Below are 20,087 nucleotides of genomic sequence, written 5' to 3'. Positions count from 1 at the left end.
TACTCCCGTGGGTTTCAGCCTACTGCGCTGAGCCTGCTCTGGCTGCTGTCCCAGAAGCCCTGGGCGCGATTGCCTGAGCTGCGGCCACCTTCGCCCAGGGCGAAGCGTCCGACCAGCCCGGAAAGGCGTGTGGCTTCGGTCGATAGGCTGTTGGCAGCGGCTGTGGCCTCCTCGACCATGGCCGCATTCTGCTGGGTCGAGCGGTCCATCGAGTTTACGGCAACATTGACCTCGGCGATCCCCTGCGCCTGCGCATCCGCCGTGCTGGCGATCTCGGTGGCGAGGAGGTTCATCTGGCCGATACGTCCGGCGATGCGAGAGAGGGCCTCGCCGGTTTCGCCGACCAGATGCACGCCTTGGGTGACTTGCGCCGAGCTGCTGCCGATCAGGTCCTTGATATTCTTCGCTGCATCGGCGGATCGCTGCGCGAGCGCCCTGACTTCGTTCGCGACCACCGCGAAGCCCATGCCGGCATCGCCGGCGCGTGCGGCTTCGACGCCGGCATTCAGGGCCAGCAGGTTGGTCTGGAAGGCTATGCCATCGATCAGCGTGACGATCTGGGCGATCTCGCTCGACGACCGCTCGATGTCGGCCATCGCCCCAACCGCCTTCTGGACGACCTCGGCGCCGATGCCGGCGTCATGCTGGGCCTCCTGAACCGCTGATCGAACCTCGTTCGCCCGACTCGCGGTCTGCTTCACCGTGGCGGTGATCTGCTCCATCGCGGCCGCGGTCTCCTCGACATTGGCCGCCTGTTTTTCGGTGCGTTCGGCAAGATCGGAGGAGGCGTGGGCGATCTCGGACGAACTCACCCGGATCATTTCCGACGCATCGGCGACTTCGGTCAGCGTCTCGCGCATCCTTACGCGCATCTGCTCGAAATCCTGTTCGATCTGTCGATATTCGGCGCTCAGGCCGCTGAGGCGATTGTCGAGGTCGCCATCGGCCAGCGCCGACAGGGCCTGGCCGATCCGCCCGATCGCCTCGGCACGTTCTTCATTCGCCGCCTTGAAATAGGAGGACAGAGCCAGCTGCATATCGAATAGGGCCGTCTTGACGAAGGTCCCTATGGCGTGGGTGAGGGCCTTGCCGCTGAGGCGACGGCGGACGGACTGACTCATCATCCCGTCGATCACCTGGTCGAGGACCATGGCATAGGCGCCGATATACCAGACCGGATCGAGCCCGACCCGCGCATGGATCAGCCCGATCTTCTCGGCGCCTTGCATGAACTGCCCATTGATGCCCTGCGTGAACAGGGCGGACCAGTGCTCGAGCTGCTTGGATCGCGCATGCTCGATGGCGGCGGGGTTACGGAACAGCACGCCCAGCTTGGGGTCGGAAGCGATCTTGGCGTAGAGAACATCCAGCGCTGGGCCGGCATGGCGCTCGACGCCTTCGTGGATGAGCGGCAAGTCGTCGTTCGGGCCGAAAGAGAGGCCGAAAAAGCTCAGCTGCGCCGACTCGGCCGGCAAGGATGTCCTGTTGTCTGTCATAGATCACTCCTAGATGAGTGTTTATCTACAGCAGGGACGTAAACATTTGATGATCGACAAAAATATCAATGTTTCGGAGGCGTTCTGAAATAAAATACGCCGGAAAATCAGCGTTATTACCGTGATTTCAAGTTAATGCGTGATTATGGGTGAGTGCAACTTGTCGATACGTACCTTGGATCAGGGCTTGATCGACGGTGAATCCAGTTTTGTGACGCCTGCCGCTACGGCAATCTTGAGCGCTTCGGCGAGCGATCGTACGCCGAGCGCCCGCATCAGCGCCGCGCGGTAGAGTTCGACCGTACGGATGCTGAGGTCCAGTTCATAGGCGATCACCTTGTTCGCCTTGCCTTGGCTCAACTTGACCAGAACCTCGCGTTCGCGTTGCGTCAGCCCGGCGATCTTCGCTTCGGCGTTCTTCTGTTCGGCAGCCGTTATACCGCTTGTCTCCAGCCGCACGCGCTCGGCCAGGCGCTCACAATTTGCCAGCCTGTTGTCAATGGCGGCGATGAGCAGATCGAAATCAATCGGCTTGACCAGATAGTCGTCCGCCCCCGCCTGGCGCCCGTTGATGAGATGGCTGTTGTCGCCATAGGCCGATAGGAAGATGAAGGGGATGGTACCCGTCTTCGCATCCCGGGCACGCAGTTCGCGGACCAGTGAGAGACCGTCCAGTTCGGGCATGTTCATGTCGCTCACGATCAGATTGGGCGTCCGTGCCTCAACCTTGGCAAGCGCTTCCACGCCATTTGTCGCGCCTTCGACCGAAAAACCGGCATGTGCCAGTTCCTCGACCAGATCGGCGAGTATCTCTGCCTCATCCTCAACGCACAATATGTGATACTGCGCGCGTGCTGCCGTCGCAGCAGCCGAAAGCGCGGCCTGTTCGACGGCGGATCCGCTATTGTCTTCGGCCATCTTCATCATACTCCCCCAAGACGCCTGCTTACGAATGGCTACGCCAAGATGTCGGGAAAAGCGATTCCGCACCTCTCCGTAGACTTACTATGCGCTGCCAGCCTTTTATGCGCTCAGTATTGTTCCTCAGTGCGTCCAGGCGGCGGGGCGAGCTCTTCCTCTTCGTCGGCCTTCCAGGCGTGGCGCTTCGGCAGACTGAGCGCCACCGTCGTACCGCGGTCCTGCTCGGAGAAAATCTCCAGGGCTCCGCCATGGGCGTCGAGGATCTGATCGGCCAGGTAAAGCCCGATGCCCGCGCCCGGCGTGCCGGCGCTGTTTGCCCCCCGGAAAAATCGCTGCTTCACCTGGGCAAGCTCGTCCGGCGCAATGCCGGGCCCGCTGTCATGGACCGACAGGATGCTGCGGTCGCCCTGGTCGCGCACCGAGATATGGACCTTGCCGTCCTCGCCCGCATAGCGCGCGGCATTGTCGACCACCGCCGCAACGGCGACGCGCATCATCTCGGGGTCGATCTCGATCGGCGTGTCCGGCAGATCACCTATTTCGAGCGTCCGTCCCGGATATTGGTCGCGCAGCGCTTCCTGAGCGGGCGCGACGAGCTCCGACCACATGGCCCGTGTCAGTCGGGGCGGCTCACCGCGTCCGGTCTTCTCGACACGCAGCAGCTGCAGTGCGCTGGCCAGCACATCGTTGCATCTGCGCACCGCGCGGCGGAGGCTTACCGACCTTTGTCGCAGGTCATCCGGCTTCAGCTGATCGGCACGCCGCGCGAGGATCTGGCCGCAGCTGTCGATAACCGTCAGCGGCGTGCGGAATTCGTGCGAGATGACGTCGATGAAACGTCGCTGAGCGGTATTGATCGCCACCTCGCGCTGAAGCGCTGTGCTGACCTGGCGTTCCTGCTCGCTGATGGTCTGATAGGCCTGCGCAAGGCCCCGCGACATGTGGACCAGACTATGGGCCAGAGTATCGATCTCGGTGACGCCGCTCTCCGGCGTCGACTGTTCATGCCGGCCGGCGCCGATCTCGAAGATCGTCTCTCCGATCGCATCCAGCGGGTCGGAGAGCTTTTTGCTCAGCGCACGTGTGCGCGCGTAGAGATAGACCATAAAGATGCAGTAGAAGAGGAACAGCGCCAACGCCATCAACTGACCGATGCTCTGCAGTCTCGCGCGAAGATATTGGGCCTCGCTCAAAATCTCTTCCGACGGTGCCAGCACGAGCAATTTCCACCCCGGGCCCATTACCGCGCCCCGGGCCGCAATCATGCGCCGTCCGTTCAGGGTGACATCGCGCGCGACCACCCGGTCGTCGCGAAATAGCGTGGCCAGCGGCGCCAGATCCTTGCGGCGCAGCAGATTATAGGCCTCGGGTTTGAACGTGTCCGATTTCACGGCGCCGTCATAGGCATGCTGCCGCATCTCCTTCACGCCCAGATCACGCTCGCCGGGGCCCGGTATCGCCAGCATCGTTCCGTCGCGACCGACGAGGATCGCATAGCCCTTCCACGGGATGTTCATCGCCAGAACATGCTCGATCAGCGCGCCGATCGTGACGTCTATCCCGACTACGCCCTCCAGCCGCTCGGTCGAATAGACGGGCGCGATCGAGGAGACCATCCAGCCCGCTCCGGCGGGGTCGAGATAGGCATCGGTCCACGTCTGCCGGCGCGATGGATTGCGCTTGGCGTCGGCCTCATAGTAGAAGTTATAGGACCGCACGTCCATGTCGGCGGGATAGGTTTCCGCAGCGTTCACATAGGGATAGATGCGGTTATAGGTGTCCCAGCTATTGAAATAGGATTGTGCGACCAAGGGGTTGGTTTCCTTGAGGTCGCGCAGAAGCGGATCAATCCGGGTGAGGCGCCAGACCTTGTCCATCTGCTCGGGGCCTATCCCGCGCTGGCCACTGTAAAAGCTGGCGCTGCGATCACCACCGCCCGTACTGACCAGCGCGCCGGCTTTCGTGCGGCGATAGCGCGCTCGTTCGGCAGGGTCGACGGCGGGGGCCGGCGACGCGAGCGCGCGTCGGGTCTCGCGTGCGAGAAGGGTGGTCGATGCAGCTATGCCTTCGAGCGAACTCGATATCGAAGACGCCTCCCGCTGGGCAAGGTCGGATAGGTAGTCGCGAGAGATCTTCTCCACCGCCGCAGCATTGCGGTCGTAGATGAAATTGCTGCTAACCCAATAAATTGCCAAAAAGGTTAGTTCGATCAGCAAAAGCGGGAGGATGGCGGTTCGCAGATAGGATCGGGATATCCAGGTCGCGAGGGAAACCGACCCTGGCGCATCTCTGTCCCCACCATGCTCCATAAGTCGAATTCCAGATTTTTAACTTAGACAAAATTTCGGTAGTCAGCTTAGGTTGCCATAGCGGGAAATGATGGGCGGCAGGAATTGCGGACAACCCTTAAGCACCGGAAAGTTGAGCAGGAGCTGCCGCTTTTCGAGACGGCCTACACGGTCGCACTCGATCAGCTTGCCAGCCCGATCTGGCTGTTCGACCTGGACAGCTTCGAACTGGTGTGGGGCAATCGGTCGGCTTTGACCTTCTGGGGAGCGGCATCGATTGAAGAGTTTCGCCGTCGCGACGCTTCTCCGCAGTCTCCTGGGGTCCGGCAACGGCTGGGCGTGGTCCGGCATGACCTGCTGGTTCACGGTGTGTTCGAGGATGCGTGGACCTTATATCCCTCTGGGCAGCCTACCCCGCTGACCTGCCGCCTGCGCGGTTTCCGGCTGGACAATGGTCATGTCGCGATGCTGGTAGAGGCGCAGACTGCGACGATCGCGCCCGACAAGATAAACGACCTGCGCCTGATGGAGGTGATTCGGCACACCCCCATGCTGGTCTCGCTGTTCCAGCCCGATGGAGCCAGCATCGTCAACAATCCTGCCGCTCATGCCTGGCTCCACGAAGTCGGGCTGGATGACGACGAGGATGGCGATCTTTTCCTGGCGATGTTCGTCGACACCAAGGCCGCTACCGCGCTGCGCCGGAAGGCGCTCTCATCGGGTTTCGCCGAGGCGCGGCTGCGTGTGAAGGGGCGGGGCGTGCGGCATCATGCCGTGCAACTTCGCCGGGTTCTCGATCCGCTTACCGGCAAGCCCGCGTTGCTGGCCGCGCAGTTCGACATGACGGCCACCATGCGGCTGGAGGCGCGGCTGGAAAAGGCGCTGCGCAAGGAGCGCGCGATCAATGAGAATCAGCGGCAGTTCCTGTCGCTCGCCACCCATGAGTTCAGAACGCCGCTGTCGATCATCGATGCCGCGACACGGCGGCTCCTGCGCCTGGGCACCAGCCTCAGCCCCGCCGTGAGCGAGAGGGTGCAGTCGATCCGATCCGCTACGACCCGGATGCTTGCCGCGATCGAGAAGACGCTCGCCGCCTCGTTGGTGGAAGAGGGCAAGATTTCCTTCCAGCCCGAACTGACGGATATCGGCCCGCTGCTGGATCAGGCGGTGGCGACCCAACAGGGACTGAGCGCGGACAGGACCTTGGTTCTGGATCGCGAGCCGCTCCCTGCCTTGAAGCTCGACCGCATCCTTGCCGAACAATGTATCGACAATATCCTGACGAACGCTGCCAAATATTCTTATCCCGACACGACCATCCACGTTCAGGCGGCGGTTCGGGGGGGGCATGTGTCGATCCGGGTGCGCAATGAAGGCATCGGCATCCCGGCCGACGATCTTCCGCGAATCTTCGATCATTATTTTCGCGCGAGCAATGCGCGCGGTATCAAGGGCACGGGCATCGGCCTTTACACCGTCCGCCATTTCATGACGCTGCACAGCGGCACGATTACGGTGCGCAGCAGCGAGAAGGAGTGGACCGAAGTCGAGCTGCGTTTTCCGCTGCCGACATCTGCCTGAAAGCGAAGGGCCACCACGACATGGTCGTGATGGCCCCTTGGTGATCCACGCAGCGGCCGGTTACTTCGCGTTGGCGAAATCCGGCTTCCGCTTGCCGAGGAAGGCGGCGACGCCCTCGCGGCCTTCCGGCCCCGCGATCGCACCGGCGATGCCGCGCGCCTCGAGTTCCAGATGGGTTTCCCAGCTATTGTCATAGGCGTTGAGCAGCAGCGCCCGCGAGCGAGCGATGGCGCCGACGGCACCGCTGGCGAGCTTCGCCGCGACGGCCGCACCCTCGGCTGCGAGCGCCTCGTCGTCGACTACGCGGGTGACCATGCCCAGCGCCTCGGCCTCGTCCGCCGTGACCTTGCGGTTGGTCAGGATGATCTCCTGCGCCTTGCGCAGGCCGACAAGGCGCGGGAGCAGCCAGGTCAGGCCGCCGTCGGGCGACACGCCGAGCATGCCATAAGCGGCGTTGAACACCGCTGCGCGGCCGCACAGGACGACGTCGCCGCTCAGCGCCATGCCATAGCCCGCACCGGCGGCGGGACCGTTGACCAGCGTGACCAGCGGTTTGTTCATGCGTGCGAAGCGGGACATGGCGAGGTGCAGCGTGCTGGCGAGATCGCCCACCATCGCACCGACCTTGTCGCCCGCCGCCGCCATCGCCGACACGTCGCCGCCCGCACAGAACATGCGGCCGGCACCCGTCATCGTGACGCAGCGTATGCTGTCGTCGCTGTCGCATTCGGTCGCCACCTCGAGCAGCGCGCGCGCAACCGGCATGTCGAGCGCATTGGCCGCTTCGGGGCGGTTGAGGGTGACCTTGGCGACGGAGCCTTCGCGCTCCAGCAGGACCAGCGCGCTCATCGCGGCGCCATCCGGATCGCGCCGTCGAGACGGATCGTCTCGCCGTTCAGCATCGGGTTCTTGAGGATGCTTTCGGCGAGCATCGCATATTCGCTCGGGTCCCCAAGGCGGCTCGGATGCGGCACCTGCTGGCCGAGCGAGTCCTGTGCAGCCTGGGGCAGACCCTTCATCATCGGGGTCATGAAGATGCCGGGAGCGATCGTCATCACCCGGATCTTGTGCTGGGCAAGGTCGCGGGCGGCGCACAGGGTGAGGCCCGCCACGCCTGCCTTGGACGAGGCATAGGCGGCCTGGCCGACCTGGCCGTCAAAGGCGGCGACCGACGCGGTGTTGATGATCACGCCGCGCTCCTCGCCGACCGGCTCGACGGTCAGCGCGCGGGCCGCGAACTTCGACAGGGTGTTGAAGGTGCCGATCAGGTTGATCTCGATGACCTTGCGATAGAGGTCGAGGTCGTGCGGGCTGCCGTCCTTGGCGACGACACGCGCAGGCGGGGCGATGCCCGCGCAATTGACGAGCACGCGGGCCACGCCATGCTTGGCTTCCGCTTCGGCGATGCCAGCGGCGACGCTGGCATCGTCGGCCACGTTCACCGAGACGAAATGGCCGCCAATCTCAGCGGCAGCCGCCGCGCCAGCTTCGGCATTGAGGTCGAAGATCGTTACTTTGGCGCCATTGGCGGCCAGCATTTTCGCGGTTTCGCCACCGAGGCCGGAGGCCCCTCCGGTGACGATCGCGGCAACGTCCTTTAGGTTCATCTACATCATCCCCTTGTCGTGGGCGGGCCAGCCCTAAAGGGCCGCCCGCCGAATATCCAGCGCCGCGTCGGATCCGCCGCGCAGCGCTCCGGCCTCACACCAGCTCGACCGCCATCGCGGTCGCTTCGCCGCCGCCGATGCAGAGGCTGGCGACGCCGCGCTTTAGGCCGCGGTTCTGCAGCGCGCCGAGCAGCGTCGCGATAACGCGGGCGCCGCTGGCCCCGATGGGGTGGCCCAGCGCACAGGCGCCGCCGTTGACGTTGAGCTTCTCGGCCGGAATCTGCAGATCCTTGGCAGCGATCATCGCGACCACGGCGAACGCCTCGTTGACCTCGAACAGATCGACGTCGTCGACGGTCCACCCGGCCTTCTTCAGCGCCTTCTCGATCGCGGGGACGGGGGCGGTCGTGAACAGGCCAGGCTCATGCGCATGAGCGGCGTGCGACGCGACGCGCGCGACCACCGGCAGGCCGAGCTTTTCGGCAACGCTCTGCCGGGTCATCACCAGCGCCGCTGCGCCGTCCGAAATGGACGAGCTGTTGGCGGCCGTGATGGTGCCGTCCTTGGCGAAGGCGGGCTTGAGCGTCGGGATCTTCTCCGGCCGTGCTTTGCCCGGCTGCTCGTCGGTCGACACCGTGACCGGGCCCCCGCGCGTCTCGAGCGTCACGGGCACGATCTCGCGCTCGAAGGCGCCGCTCTTGATCGCCTCGCTGGCACGGCTGAGCGAGCGGATCGCATATTCGTCCTGCGCCTCGCGGGTGAACTGATAGTTGCGCGCCGAATCCTCGGCGAAGGCGCCCATCAGCTTGCCGGGGGTGTAGGCGTCCTCGAGGCCGTCGAGGTACATCGAGTCCTTGATCACATCATGGCCGATGCGCGCGCCGCCGCGATGCTTGGCGAGCAGATAGGGGGAGTTGGTCATGCTCTCCATCCCGCCTGCGACGATCACGTCGGCGCTGCCGGCAGCCAGGGCGTCATGCGCCATGATCGCGGCCTGCATGCCGGAGCCGCACATCTTGTTGACGGTGGTCGCCTCGACATTCTTCGGCAGGCCGGCGCCGAGCGCAGCCTGGCGGGCAGGGGCCTGACCGAGGCCGGCCGGGAGGACGCAGCCCATGAAGATCTGTTCGACCTGCTCGCCCTCGATGCCTGCGCGCTCGATCGCGGCCTTGACGGCGGCGGCGCCGAGTTCGGTCGCGGACGCGCCGGAGAGGGCGCCCTGGAAACCGCCCATCGGCGTGCGGGCGTAGGAGGCGATGACGACGGGATCTGTGCTCATGCTGCTGTCCTCAGGTGAAGAAGAAAGGGGTATAGGATCAAAGGCCGCGCGCGATCACCATGCGCTGGATGTCGGACGTGCCTTCGTAGATCTGGCACACGCGAACGTCGCGGTAGATTTTGGCGAGGCCATATTCCTCGAGATAGCCATAGCCGCCCAGCGTCTGGATCGCCCCGGAGACGATCGCCTCTGCGGCTTCCGACGCAAAGAGCTTCGCCATCGAAGCTTCCTGCAGGCAGGGTTTGCCGGCATCCTTGCAGGCCGCCGCATGCAGGACCAGCTGGCGCGACGCTTCTAGCCGGGTCGCGAGATCGGCAAGCCGGAAGCCGACCGCCTGATGCTCGATGATCGGCTTTCCGAAGCTGCGGCGGTCGCGGGCATAGCCGACCGCGATATCCAGCGCGGCCTGCGCCATGCCGACGCATTGCGCGGCGATGCCGATCCGGCCGGCCTCGAGATTGGCGAGGGCGATGTTATAGCCCCGGCCCTCCGTGCCGAAGAGCAGGTCATCCTCGACGAACAGGTCGTCGAAGCGGATCGCGCAGGTATCGGACGCGGCCTGGCCCAGCTTGTGCTCGACCTTGTCGACGACATAGCCCGGCCGGTCGGTCGGCACGAGGAAGGCGGACATGCCCTTCTTTCCGGCGGCGGGATCCGTGACAGCAAAAACCATCGTCAGACCGGCGATCTTGCCCGAGGTGATGAACTGCTTTGCCCCGTTCAGCCGCCAGCCGCCCTCGACGCGAACGGCCCGGGTGCGGAGCGCGGCAGCATCCGAGCCAGCATCGCTTTCGGTCAGCGCGAAGGCGCCGATCATGCGGCCGCCGATCAGATCGGGCAGGAAGCGCTGCTTCTGCTGCTCGCTGCCCTGCGCCAGCAGGCCGCCGACGAGCAGGCTGTTCTGGATCGAGACGACGGTCGAAAGCGCGCCGTCGGCCGCGGCCAGCTCGATCAGCGACAGGGCATAGGAGACATAGTCTGCGCCGGCTCCGCCAAATTGCTCGGGCGCCACCATGCCGAGCAGGCCTAGGCTCGCTACTTCCTCGAACAGACCTTCGGGATAGCCGCCCGCCGCCTCATAGGCGGCGCTGTTCGGCTTGATGCGGTCCTGAGCAAAGCCACGCACGGCATCCTGAATGGCCAGCTGCGTCTCGGTGAGAATCATGAAACCCCTCGGAAGATTCTATACTCACCGGTATATTGATTGCTGACAGGTTTTGTGTCAACTCGGACGCAGGATGAAGATGCCCGATCAGCGTGACGCGTCTGCGTCCCCGTTCAGGACGCGAGAGCAACGCGAAGAGGAGCGGTCGGCCAAGCGCCTGGCCCTGCTCGTTGCGGCGGTGCGCATGTTCAACGAGCGCGGCTTTCATGCGACCTTGCTCGAGGACGTCGCCGCCAGTCTCGGCGTGTCGAAGCCGACCATCTATCATTATCTGGGCAACAAGGAGCGGGTGCTGCTCGAGTGCATCCGGCTCGGCATCGAGCAGTTTCGCGCGGCGATCGAGGAGGCGAGGGGACTGCCCGGCAGCGGGCTGGACCGGCTCCGCCATTTCCTGCGTGCCTATGCCCGCATCAACATGGACGATTTCGGCCGCTGCGTGATCCGCACGGGAGTCGAGCCGCTGTCGCCGGAGGGCGCGCAGGTGATGCGCGATCAGAAGCGCGGGATCGACGCCGCGCTGCGCTGCTTCATCGAGGATGGCATGGCTGACGGCTCGATCGCGCCGAGCGACCCGAAGATATTGGCGTTCACATTGGCCGGCGCGCTGAACTGGCCGGCCCGCTGGCATGTGCCCGGCGGCCCGATGAGCGCGGAAGACATCGCCACGCAGATGGTCGACATACTGACGGCTGGCCTCGCCCCGCGTTGATCAGCCGAAGAGGCCGGCGCCCAGATAGAATAGTGCACCGATCGCGGCGGCGGCGGGGAGGGTGATCACCCAGGCGACGACGATGCTGCCCGCAACGTTCCACCGCACGGCCGACAGCCGTCGTGACGATCCTACGCCGACGATAGCACCGGTGATGGTGTGCGTCGTCGACACCGGGATACCCAGCCAGGTTGCCCCGAACAGCGTGATCGCGCCGCCCGTCTCCGCGCAGAAGCCCTGCGCCGGGGTCAGGCGCGTGATCTTCGATCCCATAGTGTGGACGATCTTCCAACCGCCCATCAGCGTGCCGAGGCCCATCGCAGACTGGCAGGTGATGACGACCCAGAACGGCACGTGGAACTCGCCGCCGAGCATGCCCTGCGAATAGAGCAGGACGGCGATGATCCCCATCGTCTTCTGAGCGTCGTTGCCGCCATGGCCGAGCGAGTAGAGCGAGGCCGAGATCAGCTGGAGCCGGCGATAGCGGCGGTCGGCCGCGGTCGGTGTCGAGCGCACGAACACCCAGCTGGTGATGAACACCAGCACCAGCGCAAGGATGAGCCCGATCGTCGGGGACAGCACGATGGCGAAGCTGGTCTTGAGCACACCCGACCAGACGATCGCCGCGCTGCCTGCCTTCGCCATGCCGGCACCGAGCAGGCCGCCGATCAGCGCATGGCTGGACGAGGAGGGGATGCCCAGCAGCCAGGTGATGACGTTCCAGCTGATCGCCCCCATCAGTGCGCCGAAGATGACGCGGGCGTCGACGATCTCCGCGCTGACGATCCCCTTGCCCACCGTCTCGGCGACGTGAAGCCCGAAGAAGAGGAAGGCGATGAAGTTGAAGAAGGCCGCCATCGCTACCGCATGATGCGGCTTCAGAACGCGGGTCGAGACGACCGTCGCGATCGAGTTGGCGGCGTCGTGCAGGCCGTTCAGAAAGTCGAACGCCAGCGCGATGCCGATCAGGCCGACCAGCAGCGGAAAGGAAATCACGGGGTCCATCGTCAGGCGTGGTCGAGCACGAGACCCTGGATCTCGTTGGCGACGTCCTCGAAGGCGTCGGTGATCTTCTCGAGATGGCTGTAGATTTCGCGGCCGATGATGAAGGCCATCGGCGATTTTTCACCCTTCGCCTTGAACAGCACCTTGAGCCCCAGCGCATGGATTTCGTCGGCATGGCCTTCGAGCCGCACGATGCGTTCGGTCAGGCTGTGCAGGCGGCCCGAATTCCGACCGAGGTCACGCAGCAGCGGCATCGCGTCGGCGGTGATCCGCGCGGCTTCGACGATGATCCCCGCCATGTCGCGCATATGCGGTTCGAACTCCTTGACCTCGTACAGCGTGATCGCCTTGGCGGTCTGGTTCATCTGGTCGATCGCATCGTCCATCGAACCGATCAGGCTGGTGATCGCGGTGCGGTCGAACGGCGTGATCAGCGTCTTGCGGACGTCGACCAGCACGTCGCGGATGATGTCGTCCGCTTCGTTCTCGCGGTCGAAGATCTCCTGGCTGTGGACGGGCATGTCCGGCCCGCCCTGCAGCAGGCGGCCGAGCGCGTCGGCCGCCGCGACGTTGAGCGCGGCATGCGCCTCGAACTGCTCGAAGAAACGGCCCTGCTTGGGCAAGAGGGCCTGAAACCAGCGCACGATGGTGAACCTTTCTGCTGAATGGCGGCGCGTGGCCGAAACGACGCGTTCCGCCAGCCCCGGATTCCACACCGGGGGGGTGAACTGCGCCAATATGCTTTTGAGATCGGGCTCGTCGACCGCGGCGGCGGCGTCGGCCGGCATGAACCAGCGGGTCTGCCGCTCTTCCTTTTCCGGCCAGTCGTCGAGCTGCGTGGTGACCGAGAAGGGGAAGATGTCGACCGTCGCCGGACGCGAAGTGCCGTTGCGCCGCTGCTTGCGATAATCGTAACTGCCGATTGCATAGGGGCAGGCGATGCCGACCAGCCCCGCCTCCTCATAGGCTTCCTGGCTGGCGGCTTCGTGGCTGCGCAGTCCCTTGATGCGATTGCCCTTGGGAAGCACCCACCGGCCGGTGTCGCGCGACGTGATCAGCATGACCTCGATGAGGCCCGCTGGGGTCGTACGATAAGGCAGGACGGCAATCTGGCGGATGATTCGACTCCCCGGCGACGGGGCTCCCTACAAATGTGACAGTTATGTTGCAACGCTCACGGCGAATCGGCCGCTTGGGCCGTCTTCCCTTACGCCTGTCGTTCGTCGAACGTCCCCGTCGTTTCGTCGGCGTCATGCGACTTTGGTGGAGGCGGCGCGACGGTCGGTCGAAGTCGAAATGCGCGGCGGCAGGCAGGCGCCTATTCCCGGATCAACGGCACGGCACCGAACAACGCCGAGCCGCAAACCAGGATTTCACCGGGGGAATGAACGCCACGTTCTCCCGGCGCACAACAGGAGAACGACCATGAACCGCATCGTCACCGCCATTGCCGCCCTCGCTTCCGTCAGCGTCCTTGCTGTTCCCGCTTTTGCGCAGCGCACCGCCGAGGTCGCGTACAGCGATCTCGACCTGTCGAGCGCCGATGGCGCCGCCACGCTCAAGGCCCGCGTTCGCCACGCTGCCCAGCGCGTCTGCGCCTCGAACGGCGAACGCTCGCTGAGCAACACGGTCGAAACCCGCGCCTGCTCGACGGTCGCGATGGCCAAGGCGATGCCGCAGGTCGAGCTGGCACTGGCCAAGGCCGGCACCCAATATGCCGACGCCGGCCGCCTGACCGTCGCCGCCAAGTAACCACCCCGGCGCGCTCCGCCCCCCAGACGCCTTACCGCAGCGCGCTTCAGCGACGGACATCCCCCGGGGCGTCCGTCGCTGCTCCGGCACGAACCATCTCCCGTGTCGCTTGATCGCTTCGGCGCACCCACCACTTTGAAGCCTACATGCGGCCGGACTGGCAATTTCCTCCGCATGGGACGCACCCTCGGGTTCCCTTACCCGGGGGTGCTTTCCGTCAAACTTTTCGGCTCGCCTCGCAGCGTCTCAGGACCGGTTCGCCTCCGCAACGGAACCCGTGCCGTGATCGCGCGTCCTTGATGTTGGTCGCTGCGGACATCGTCCTATGCGTCCTTGTCCGCGTGTCACGACAACAGACGTCAGGGTGATTTGAAGAGATGCTGTCCCGGTCCCATCAACCGGTGCTGGCGCCCCCGCCGGCGCTCGACCCCACCCGTTTCAGCCTGTTCATCGATTTCGACGGCACGCTGGTGCCGCTCGTGGACCATCCCGATCTGGTTCGGGCCGATGGGGAACTGATCGATCTTCTCCACGCCCTTCATGCGAGATTCGAGGGTCGCGTCGCCATCGTCAGTGGACGATCGATCGCCCAGCTCGACGCGATGATCGGCAACGTCGCTTCCGCCCTTGCGTTGGCGGGAAGCCATGGCGCGGAGGTCCGCGTCGATGGGCGGCTGGTGGAGCCGGAAAGGCCTGCCGGACTGGATGCCGCCATCGCCGCTGTGCGGAACTATGGGGCGGGGCATCCCGAAATCTACATCGAGGAAAAGAGCCACGGGGTCGCCCTTCATTATCGCAAGGCGCCGATGCTGGAGGAGCCCGTGCACCGGCAGGCGCGCGCGATTGCCGAACGCACCGGCCTCGATCTCCAGCCCGGCAAGATGATGGTCGAGCTGCGAGGCCCCGGCTGGGACAAGGGCGAGGCCGTCGCCGCATTGCTGGCGGAACCGCCCTTTGCACTCAGCCTGCCGGTGATGATCGGCGACGACCTCACCGACGAGTCCGCGCTGCGGATCGCGGAGGAGAAGGGCGGCATGGGTGTTCTGGTCGGGCCGGGGCGCGAGACCGCTGCCCGCCACGGGCTTGCGGATGTTGGCTCGGTCCGCCGCTGGCTGTGGGAGGCGGTGGCATGACCGCGACGCTCGATCTCTGGCCCATCGGCAATTGCCAGGTGTCCGCTCTCGTCGATCGGGCGGGCCGCCTCGTCTGGGCCTGCGTGCCGCGCGTGGACGGCGATCCGGTGTTCTCCTCGCTCCTCGACAGCAATCGCCCCTCGGCCGAGGGCGCGCGCGGCTTCTGGGAGATCGACCTGGAAGACTGCGTCGACACGCAGCAAAATTATGTCCGCAACACTCCGATCCTCGTTACCCGCCATGCCGACGCGGCGGGCAATGCGATAGAGGTGGTCGACTTCTGCCCGCGCATCCATCGCCACGGCCGGATGTATCGCCCGGTCGCCTTTGCGCGGATCGTGCGGCCCGTGTCCGGCAGTCCGCGTATCAAGGTGCGGCTGCGGCCGTCACGCGACTGGGGGGCATCGGCGCCGGAGACGACGCGCGGCTCCAACCATATCCGCTATCTGCTGGACGACACGACGCTGCGCCTCACCACCTCGGCGCCGATCGGCTGGATCGAGAGCGAGCGGCTGTTCCGGGTCGAGCGCCCGCTGCACTTCTTCCTCGGCCCCGATGAAAGCTTCGTCGGAGAGATCGGCGACGCGCTCGACACGATGCTCGAACATACGACCCAGGAATGGCGGCACTGGGTCCGCGCGCTGGCGACCCCGGTGGAATGGCAGGACGCGGTGATCCGCGCGGCGATCACGCTGAAGCTGTGCCAGCATGAGGAAACCGGCGCGATCGTCGCGGCGCTGACGACGTCGGTACCCGAACATGCCGACAGCCAGCGAAACTGGGACTATCGCTACTGCTGGATCCGTGACGCCTATTACACCGTCCAGGCGCTCAACCGGCTTGGCGCGCTCGACGTGCTGGAAACCTATCTCGAATATCTGCGCAACATCGTCGACAATGCCAAGGGCGGGCATATCCAGCCGCTCTACGGCGTTGGCGGCGAGGCGCGGCTGGTCGAGCGGGTCGCGCCGCATCTCGATGGCTATCGCGGAATGGGGCCGGTGCGCGTCGGCAACCAGGCCTATGAGCAGATCCAGCACGACGCCTATGGTCAGATCATCCTGTCCAACGCCCAGGCTTTCTTCGACCAGCGACTCTTTCGCATGGCCGGCGAGGAGGATTTCCGCGCGCTCGAACGGGTCGGTGAACTCGCCTGGCAGGTCCATGACAAGCCCGATGCCGGGCTGTGGGAGCTGCGGACCAAGAGCCATGTCCACACCTATTCGGCGGCAATGTGCTGGGCGGGCTGCGATCGGCTGGCCAATGCCGCGCGTGCCCTGAACATGCCCGAGCGCGAAGCCTTCTGGCGCGACCGCGCGCTCAGGATCCGCGAGCGGATCGAGAGCCAGGCGTGGCGCGAGGACACGCAGCGCATTTCCGCCACCTTCGGCGGCGACGATCTCGACGCCAGCCTGATCCAGCTGCTCGACCTGCGCTTCGTTTCCCCTGACGACCCCCGCTTCCAGGGAACGCTGCGCGCGGTCGAACAGGGGCTGCGCCGGGGATCGCACATGCTGCGTTACGCCACGGAGGACGACTTCGGCCTCCCGCATACGGCATTCAACGTATGCACCTTCTGGTTGATCGAAGCGTTGTGGCTCACTGGGCGTACCGAAGATGCAAGGGAGCTTTTCGAGGAAATGCTGTCGCGAAGGACCCGTGCCGGGCTGTTGTCCGAGGATATCGATCCCGTAACGGGCGAGCTGTGGGGCAATTATCCGCAGACCTATTCGCTGGTGGGGATCATCAACTGCGCCGCGCTGCTCAGCCGGCCGTGGAACGCCGTCCGATGAGCCGGCTGATCATCGTGTCGAACCGCGTCCAGCCGCCGACCGGCGAGGGCGGCGGCAACCAAGGCGGGCTTGCCGTCGCGCTGTCGGCGGCGCTGCGGGAATCGAGCGGCATCTGGTTCGGCTGGTCTGGCGAGGTGGCCGAGCAGTTCACCGGCCATATCAACCTGCGCCGCGCCTTCGGGGTCACGACCGCGACGGTCGACCTGGAGGAGCAGGACGTCGACGAATATTATAACGGCTATGCCAACCGGACGCTGTGGCCGCTGTTCCACTACCGGGTCGACCTGGCCGAGTTCGAGAGCGGCTTTGCCGAGGGCTATGAACGCGTCAACCGCCGCTTCGCCGAGACCCTCCAGCCGCTGGTCGAGGAAGACGACCTGATCTGGGTCCACGATTATCATATGTTCCCGCTCGGTCGCTTCCTGCGCGACCGGGGCGTGCGCAACCGCATGGGCTTTTTCCTGCACATCCCTTGGCCGCCTTACCGGCTGTTGATGTCGCTGCCCGACCATCGCGAACTGGTCGAGACGCTGTTCGCCTATGACGTCGTCGGCTTCCAGACGCAGGACTCGCTCGAGGCCTTCCACGACTATGTCGTCCACGAGATGGGCGGCACGGTGGAGGAGGATGGCCGCGTGGTCGTGGGCGATCGTTCGGTGCTCGCGCGCGCCTGTCCGATCGGGATCGATACCGACAATTTCCTGGAGGCCGCACGGTCACCCGCAGCCAAGGACGCCTATGACCGGATGCGCGAAAGCGCCAATGGCCGAGACATGATCGTCGGCGTCGACCGGCTCGATTATTCCAAGGGGCTGCAGGAGCGTTTCCTGGGTTATGAGCGGCTGCTCCAGCAGGAGGAGGGGCTTCACGGGAGGCTGTTCCTGCTGCAGATCGCGCCGCCCTCGCGTGGCGACGTGCAGAGCTATCAGGAAATCCGTGCCGGGCTGGACTCGTTGTCTGGGCGGATCAACGGTGCCTATGCCGATGCCGAGTGGGTGCCGATCCGCTATGTGAACCGCGGCTATCCGCGCGACCGGCTGGCCGGCATCTACCGCGCTGCGCGGATCGGCCTCGTCACGCCGCTGCGCGACGGGATGAACCTCGTCGCCAAAGAATATATCGCGGCGCAGGACCCGGAAGACCCCGGCGTCCTGATCCTCTCCCGCTTCGCCGGCGCCGCCGAACAACTGAGCGACGCTCTGCTGATCAACCCGCACAGCCCCGAGGACATTGCCGACGCGATCCAGAAGGCGCTCGCCATGCCGCTCGCCGAACGCAAGGCCCGCTGGCGCGCGTGCATGGACAGCGTCGAACAGCAGGACGTGATGTGGTGGCGGAGGTGTTTCCTCAGCGCGCTGGCGGGGGAGGAGGAGTGTTCGCAAGCGGATGCGGCGTGAGGGTGGAGGTGAGAACCTGAGCGGCGACGAGCAGCGGAAACGTATTAAGTCCAATGGAGATGCGGTCCGCGAAGTCTATATAAGCGCCTCGAACCTAACCTTATACCATGCGCCTATTTGGGAGCCTCCGATACTTCTAAAGATCCCTACGCTGTTATTCGCTGAGGCCGCGAGGTTCTCAACCGCTGGACTACTTACGTATTTGGAGCGGAGACGACGAGCCTGTTCCGATGCAGCAAACAGGCCGTAGGGCACCATGGGACCGTCCAGCTGATCAAGGCGGCCCGCGACACGATGCCAGCACGGCATCCGGCAACACTGCGGCTGGAAGGCTGTAGGTTGAGCTCGGTCACGATTCAGTTTCATGGAACTCAGATTTTGAGCGTGTACGAGAATAAGAGCACAAAAATGCTCCCGACGCCATAGCCGTCACTTTGCAGCTCGGTGAACCTCCCATCGGAGATAAAATCGGAAAAAAGGATCTACCAACACTAGTTCAAGATCGTCGCTATTCCAGTCCAATGCCCTTGAACCCCGATTGCCGCCTGCGTCGATAGAAGATAAGTGATTAAGTGCATTGGAGACTTCGAGCTTTTGCGGTACTTTGTCGGCTAATATAGTATTAAGGCTACTTCGGATTTGGTCGTACGTGAGCTTCTCTTTTGGACCGGTCGCCGCGATAGACAACAAGATTGCTTGGTAAATGTCTGCGGTTCCACCTCCTACTAACGGGCGCGGGATGCGCTCTGTACGAGTTTGAGGGCCTTTCTTCAATTTTTCGTACACAGGCAGACCGGCATCACTCGCCACTTCACGAAAGATCGAATCGGTATCAAAATTAGCTGGAACAACCTGCTTGGTCACGTTCGCTTCTTCTATCCCGCAGTCATAGCAGAGGTTCCAACAAAACTGCTGCATAAGTAGCGGACTACCCTGAGATTCCTTGGCAAATAGCTCGATTATTGCGGTAGGGCAGTCAACATTGAGCGCTTTGAAGCCAGTTTGACCGATCTCAATTAGATCAGCTTCGCTCCAGTCTGGAACTGTCACATGTTTAAAGCGCCCAGTCACCTCAGGCTCTGCCTTAATTGCTTCGAAGGCGCGATAGGGTGTCGAGAGCAAAACTACTTTCAACCCTTTGAATACTGCACCTTTCAATGACTTTATGACATCTGCGCGGACATCATCAGTCAAATAATGAAAGTCATCGATAATCAACGTGATATTGTTCTTGAGAAGGTGTTCTATAGCAGATGACATTCCATCTATTTTGTAGGTTCGCGAACTATCGAAGCTTTTAAGGCGCGAGCCGCCCAAAGAAACTTCGATTTTCCCACCAGTTCCAAGAAATCCTGCGCTACCTTCCGCTTTAATGCCACCATCAACGCCGCGTTCTCGGCCTTCTGCATCGCATTGTTCAGCAGGAAGCCGTAATTCACTGCAAATTTTTGTCCACAAATCTGACTCTGTTTTTATTTGTCCGCCATCAATCCATACATACTCGAAGGCTTCCATAACACTCTTGCAGAGAACTGTCTTACCTGCTTTGGTTGCACCCGTTAGAGATACTATAGTTGTAGCCAGCGCGATCGCCTTCTTCAGGGCGGGTTCCAAGTTAAGGTGGGCGCGATTATTGTATGTGATAGAGGGCTGACCGCCTGGCGTGAACACATCGTTAAGTTTTGGCGGATTGAGAAGATTGGTGAGTATGTTCATAACGCCTCCGTGCGTACTAAACTACCTCCACACGCGGAACGAGTCCACTTGCCTCTCGACGCCTCCCGATAACTGCCGACGCCTGCCAACGCCTCCCCATGCACTCGACCTGCCCTTTGACAAATTATGATCTTAATTTGTTCTGATGGACTGTTGGAGTTTTGAGTGATGCCGATGCGCAACGGAACCGACGGCTCTCGGTTTAAAGGAAGGAGATCTCGGTTTAAAGGAAGGAGATGATGTCT

General features: G+C 63.6%; 16 protein-coding genes. 6 read left to right on the top strand and 10 right to left on the bottom strand.

Going from position 1 to position 20,087, the window contains the following annotated elements:
- Positions 1–14: 14 nt before the first annotated feature.
- From G6P88_RS07650 to G6P88_RS07640, 3 genes are all read right to left on the bottom strand, one after another.
- Positions 15–1,496 (bottom strand): globin-coupled sensor protein, encoded by a 1,482-nt coding sequence (locus G6P88_RS07650; RefSeq protein WP_165322616.1) that lies wholly within the window; start codon positions 1,494–1,496, stop codon positions 15–17.
- Between the two features lie 180 nt (positions 1,497–1,676).
- A complete protein-coding gene (locus G6P88_RS07645) occupies positions 1,677–2,414 on the bottom strand; it encodes a response regulator transcription factor (protein ID WP_165322615.1) in 738 nt (245 codons plus the stop codon).
- A gap of 113 nt (positions 2,415–2,527) precedes the next feature.
- Entirely contained in the window at positions 2,528–4,558 is a 2,031-nt protein-coding gene (locus G6P88_RS07640) for a sensor histidine kinase (RefSeq protein WP_165322614.1), read from the bottom strand.
- 252 nt (positions 4,559–4,810) lie between these two features.
- Between G6P88_RS07640 and G6P88_RS07635 the strand changes: the two genes are divergently transcribed.
- Positions 4,811–6,286, top strand: a complete 1,476-nt coding sequence (locus tag G6P88_RS07635; protein WP_165322613.1) for a PAS domain-containing sensor histidine kinase — start codon at positions 4,811–4,813, stop codon at positions 6,284–6,286.
- A 60-nt stretch (positions 6,287–6,346) separates the two neighbouring features.
- On the opposite strand, the gene G6P88_RS07630 is transcribed toward G6P88_RS07635, so the two are convergent.
- From G6P88_RS07630 to G6P88_RS07615, 4 genes are all read right to left on the bottom strand, one after another.
- Complete coding sequence (locus G6P88_RS07630) at positions 6,347–7,135, bottom strand: enoyl-CoA hydratase/isomerase family protein (RefSeq protein WP_165322612.1); 789 nt, start codon at positions 7,133–7,135, stop codon at positions 6,347–6,349.
- Entirely contained in the window at positions 7,132–7,893 is a 762-nt protein-coding gene (locus G6P88_RS07625) for an SDR family NAD(P)-dependent oxidoreductase (protein WP_165322611.1), read from the bottom strand. Before G6P88_RS07625 ends, G6P88_RS07630 begins: the two co-directional genes overlap by 4 nt.
- Before the next feature lie 94 nt (positions 7,894–7,987).
- The gene (locus tag G6P88_RS07620; protein WP_165322610.1) at positions 7,988–9,172 is read right to left on the bottom strand and encodes an acetyl-CoA C-acyltransferase; all 1,185 of its coding nucleotides are present in this window, start codon (positions 9,170–9,172) and stop codon (positions 7,988–7,990) included.
- 37 nt (positions 9,173–9,209) lie between these two features.
- On the bottom strand, positions 9,210–10,337 hold the full coding sequence (locus G6P88_RS07615; RefSeq protein WP_165322609.1) for an acyl-CoA dehydrogenase family protein: 1,128 nt from the start codon (positions 10,335–10,337) through the stop codon (positions 9,210–9,212).
- A gap of 79 nt (positions 10,338–10,416) precedes the next feature.
- Between G6P88_RS07615 and G6P88_RS07610 the strand changes: the two genes are divergently transcribed.
- On the top strand, positions 10,417–11,046 hold the full coding sequence (locus tag G6P88_RS07610) for a TetR/AcrR family transcriptional regulator (protein WP_165325012.1): 630 nt from the start codon (positions 10,417–10,419) through the stop codon (positions 11,044–11,046).
- Here G6P88_RS07610 and G6P88_RS07605 read toward each other — a convergent pair whose 3' ends face one another.
- Positions 11,047–12,051, bottom strand: a complete 1,005-nt coding sequence (locus tag G6P88_RS07605) for an inorganic phosphate transporter (RefSeq protein WP_165322608.1) — start codon at positions 12,049–12,051, stop codon at positions 11,047–11,049.
- 2 nt (positions 12,052–12,053) lie between these two features.
- On the bottom strand, positions 12,054–13,169 hold the full coding sequence (locus tag G6P88_RS07600) for a DUF47 family protein (protein WP_165325010.1): 1,116 nt from the start codon (positions 13,167–13,169) through the stop codon (positions 12,054–12,056).
- Positions 13,170–13,476: 307 nt separating this feature from the next.
- Here G6P88_RS07600 and G6P88_RS07595 point away from each other — a divergent pair, with 307 nt between their 5' ends.
- The 4 genes from G6P88_RS07595 to otsA all read left to right on the top strand — a co-directional run bounded on the left by G6P88_RS07595 (position 13,477) and on the right by otsA (position 18,126).
- Positions 13,477–13,803, top strand: coding sequence for a UrcA family protein (locus tag G6P88_RS07595; RefSeq protein ID WP_165322607.1), 327 nt, complete (start codon positions 13,477–13,479; stop codon positions 13,801–13,803).
- A 377-nt stretch (positions 13,804–14,180) separates the two neighbouring features.
- On the top strand, positions 14,181–14,936 hold the full coding sequence (gene otsB, locus G6P88_RS07590) for a trehalose-phosphatase (protein WP_165322606.1): 756 nt from the start codon (positions 14,181–14,183) through the stop codon (positions 14,934–14,936).
- Complete coding sequence (locus tag G6P88_RS07585) at positions 14,933–16,729, top strand: glycoside hydrolase family 15 protein (RefSeq protein WP_165322605.1); 1,797 nt, start codon at positions 14,933–14,935, stop codon at positions 16,727–16,729. The genes otsB and G6P88_RS07585 overlap by 4 nt, the downstream gene beginning before the upstream one ends.
- Positions 16,726–18,126: an alpha,alpha-trehalose-phosphate synthase (UDP-forming) gene (otsA, locus tag G6P88_RS07580; protein WP_206335893.1), complete on the top strand. Its 1,401-nt coding sequence runs from the start codon at positions 16,726–16,728 to the stop codon at positions 18,124–18,126. Before G6P88_RS07585 ends, otsA begins: the two co-directional genes overlap by 4 nt.
- 429 nt (positions 18,127–18,555) lie before the next feature.
- Here the strand turns inward: otsA and G6P88_RS07575 are convergent, their stop codons facing one another.
- Positions 18,556–19,842 carry an AAA family ATPase gene (locus G6P88_RS07575; RefSeq protein ID WP_165322603.1) on the bottom strand — a complete coding sequence of 429 codons (1,287 nt, stop codon included), beginning with the start codon at positions 19,840–19,842 and terminating at the stop codon, positions 18,556–18,558.
- Positions 19,843–20,087 lie beyond the last annotated feature (245 nt).

The organism is Rhizorhabdus phycosphaerae (assembly GCF_011044255.1).
GTDB classification, from domain to species: Bacteria; Pseudomonadota; Alphaproteobacteria; order Sphingomonadales; family Sphingomonadaceae; genus Rhizorhabdus; species Rhizorhabdus phycosphaerae.
Note: the sequence above shows the minus strand (reverse complement) of the source record. Positions and strands in the feature narration are given on the sequence as shown.

Excerpts from the sequence above, each read along its gene's own strand:
- G6P88_RS07595 (WP_165322607.1), top strand. The coding sequence starts at position 13,477 with ATGAACCGCATCGTCACCGCCATTGCCGCCCTCGCTTCCGTCAGCGTC.
- G6P88_RS07645 (WP_165322615.1), bottom strand. The coding sequence starts at position 2,414 with ATGGCCGAAGACAATAGCGGATCCGCCGTCGAACAGGCCGCGCTTTCG.
- G6P88_RS07605 (WP_165322608.1), bottom strand. The coding sequence starts at position 12,051 with ATGGACCCCGTGATTTCCTTTCCGCTGCTGGTCGGCCTGATCGGCATC.
- G6P88_RS07615 (WP_165322609.1), bottom strand. The coding sequence starts at position 10,337 with ATGATTCTCACCGAGACGCAGCTGGCCATTCAGGATGCCGTGCGTGGC.
- G6P88_RS07625 (WP_165322611.1), bottom strand. The coding sequence starts at position 7,893 with ATGAACCTAAAGGACGTTGCCGCGATCGTCACCGGAGGGGCCTCCGGC.
- G6P88_RS07620 (WP_165322610.1), bottom strand. The coding sequence starts at position 9,172 with ATGAGCACAGATCCCGTCGTCATCGCCTCCTACGCCCGCACGCCGATG.
- G6P88_RS07630 (WP_165322612.1), bottom strand. The coding sequence starts at position 7,135 with ATGAGCGCGCTGGTCCTGCTGGAGCGCGAAGGCTCCGTCGCCAAGGTC.
- G6P88_RS07585 (WP_165322605.1), top strand. The coding sequence starts at position 14,933 with ATGACCGCGACGCTCGATCTCTGGCCCATCGGCAATTGCCAGGTGTCC.
- G6P88_RS07650 (WP_165322616.1), bottom strand. The coding sequence starts at position 1,496 with ATGACAGACAACAGGACATCCTTGCCGGCCGAGTCGGCGCAGCTGAGC.
- otsB (WP_165322606.1), top strand. The coding sequence starts at position 14,181 with ATGCTGTCCCGGTCCCATCAACCGGTGCTGGCGCCCCCGCCGGCGCTC.
- G6P88_RS07575 (WP_165322603.1), bottom strand. The coding sequence starts at position 19,842 with ATGAACATACTCACCAATCTTCTCAATCCGCCAAAACTTAACGATGTG.
- G6P88_RS07610 (WP_165325012.1), top strand. The coding sequence starts at position 10,417 with ATGCCCGATCAGCGTGACGCGTCTGCGTCCCCGTTCAGGACGCGAGAG.
- otsA (WP_206335893.1), top strand. The coding sequence starts at position 16,726 with ATGAGCCGGCTGATCATCGTGTCGAACCGCGTCCAGCCGCCGACCGGC.